This is a genomic window from Paraburkholderia sp. SIMBA_054, from assembly GCF_046534875.1.
Lineage (GTDB): Bacteria > Pseudomonadota > Gammaproteobacteria > Burkholderiales > Burkholderiaceae > Paraburkholderia > Paraburkholderia hospita.
Map to the genome: position 1 here is coordinate 1 of NZ_JAWRXV010000150.1, position 2,369 is coordinate 2,369.

At 58.5% G+C, this 2,369-nt stretch carries 3 protein-coding genes; 2 read left to right on the forward strand and 1 reads right to left on the reverse strand.

What is annotated here, in order from left to right:
- Positions 1 to 436: 436 nt before the first annotated feature.
- The gene (locus tag SB822_RS54365; RefSeq protein WP_410858754.1) at positions 437 to 1,303 is read right to left on the reverse strand and encodes a hypothetical protein; all 867 of its coding nucleotides are present in this window, start codon (positions 1,301 to 1,303) and stop codon (positions 437 to 439) included.
- A gap of 60 nt (positions 1,304 to 1,363) precedes the next feature.
- Here SB822_RS54365 and SB822_RS54370 point away from each other — a divergent pair, with 60 nt between their 5' ends.
- Both SB822_RS54370 and SB822_RS54375 read left to right on the forward strand, forming a co-directional pair.
- Complete coding sequence (locus SB822_RS54370; RefSeq protein ID WP_410858755.1) at positions 1,364 to 2,164, forward strand: hypothetical protein; 801 nt, start codon at positions 1,364 to 1,366, stop codon at positions 2,162 to 2,164.
- 42 nt (positions 2,165 to 2,206) lie between these two features.
- Positions 2,207 to 2,369: transposase (locus SB822_RS54375; protein WP_410858756.1), on the forward strand; the 163-nt coding region annotated here is incomplete at its 3' end.

A 2,369-nucleotide genomic window follows, 5' to 3' on the forward strand; every position in this document is an offset into this window, starting at 1 on the left:
TACCGCATCGCTGGGCACCTGCCGCGACTTGATTGACGGCAATTTACGCCCAGGGATGCCTTTGCCGGGCGCTTACCATACAACAGGGGTCGCATACGGTGCCCTGAATGGTGTGCCGCCCGCGGGGTGGTCAGGTCGAATTTTGTCGACCGGCCCGGCTCGCCTGAGAATCAAGGGGGGAAAGGGGGCTTGCAAGGCAGTGCAATCAATCAGCGACGTGGCCAAGCACGGGATCCGGTAGGGATGGCCTCGCTAACCGGGGGAGCACTCCAGCCTCAGTCGGTTCAGCGCTCCGGGCGCTCTTAAATAATAGCGGATCCCACTCGCGTAACCTAATGTAACCTAAGCAGCAGCCCGGATCGGCGGTCCCCGGTCGTTGGCAGTGGAAGTGAGGCAGCAAACACAACAAGCCAAGACCAGCTCCCGGGGGCGTCAATCAATCATCGTTGTTTGGATTTGAGACGAACTTATGCAGCCGCAGCCCTTCGTCGTAAACCTTCCCTGCGACGGACCACGCCAGCTTTTCGAGTTTGGTGGCATTAACATAAAGGGGTATGCCGAGCTTCATCGCGAGGTGACCTCGTGCTGGGTCAAAGGGTCCGGTGTCGTCATCATCGTCAGTCTCCCACGGCCGGAAGAGTAGTGTCGCCGCGTCCAGTCGCATCTGTTGGGCTGCTTTGCTTCTTCCTGTGAGTTCACTCCCAATGAAGTCGGCGATTTCTGCTCCGGACCAATCGTCAAAGTCGAACCCGTTGTCTGCTTCCAGATACCATGGAAGCCGCGCCAACGTTGCACGCGGATGGGACCTGCCGGTCTTCTTTATTCCCTGTATCAATCCATTTTCGACGAGACGGGTAATGCCGACCTGTTCACCACCTGCGTCATTAAGGATGACGTTGACGTGTGCGACTTTGCCATCGTTCGTCCAGTGAGATTCGATTTTGACGATGACGCCTACGAGACCCCCCCCGTCGGACTGAATACTTACCTCATCTTCGGCAGATAGTTCCTGGCTGGCCAGGATGCTGTCGAGCGCGGCCCTGTGAGCGCCCCAAAAATCCGCTAGCGCCGCGTCCCGCAGCGGTCTGTAAAGACCGTAAAGGGTTATGAGGTTAGCCTTCATCTCACGGCTTAGAGCGGGCGCGACAGCCCTCAAGGAGACCCCGCAGTCTCGGCTTAACCAGTCGAGGGTGTAGGCGATACCGTAGGCAGCACCGGTCCGACTTGCCCGCATTATTTGCTCGGCTTCAACTACGGCCTGCTCGAGTGGTAACGCTGCCTTTGTGGGTTTGCCTAGTCGCATGGTCGCGTCCTCCGATGTCGGTATGATACCGACAGTGCATCGTCGACGGAGGCGCTGGTCATGGTCAGGAGAAGAAGGTTACCGTCCTTTACAGCCGGCGAACTGAAAGCCCACCAACGAAGACGGAACGCTGCGGAAGGGCCGCGTACCTACTATGGCACAGAGCATGACGCGTACCTCCGGATAGAACAATGCACGCAGATTCATCTGCGCAAAGGCGGTGGGCTGGCGTTTCAGGCGACGTCATGGGAAGAGTCTCCCATTTTCCTGGCAAGTCTCCGGCACGGTCCGGCATATCTTGGGTTTGCGCTGCTACGAGCGCCTGCGGAAGAGAGCGACCTCCTCGGGCTAGGAAAGGCGATCTCGGCCGCAATCCCCGTGACCGTGAAGGATGTGCTTCTTGACTTCGATAAGCGCGACACTGCGATCGCACCCTTACTTGCTGGACTGGCCTCCGGCCGCAGTCGGGTTGTTTTCGCTGACGACCCGCACTATCGCATGTATTCCGTAGATAAAGAGTTGAACGAGGTCGATGGCCCGCCGCTTGAACAGGCACTGGGGTTAGCGCTGCGCCTGTGCAAGGCGGCAGGCTGCGTGGCACATGAGAAGGAATTTCCTTGGTTCAAGTGGCTGGAATTTACGCAGCCGCTGGCCGACGCGTATCGAGACACCGGCATACTGGTGGCTGAGTTCTGCCGACACATTGCGAGGGCGGCGGATAGAAAGGAGATGGCGCTAGCTGATGTGCTAGCCGGCGCTTTCCAGAGCGAAGCGTTTCAAACTGCATCAAGCAGGCTCTCCGAGTGGGCTGGGAAACAGCGTAAGCGATCCACTATCGACGTCTACCCAACAGCACTCTGAGCGAGGAGCATAGGTGTCCACCTATTTGTGAGGTGGACACCTATGGCTGACAAAGACTCAGAGCTGAGAGTAGTTCGGCAAAGCAGCGACGGCCGTCGCCGCTACGATGAAAATGGCAAACGGGCATTGATCGAGGCGGCGTTACGCCCGGGCGTCTCGGTGGCGCGCATGGCGCAAGAGCACGGGATCAACGCCAATCTGCTGC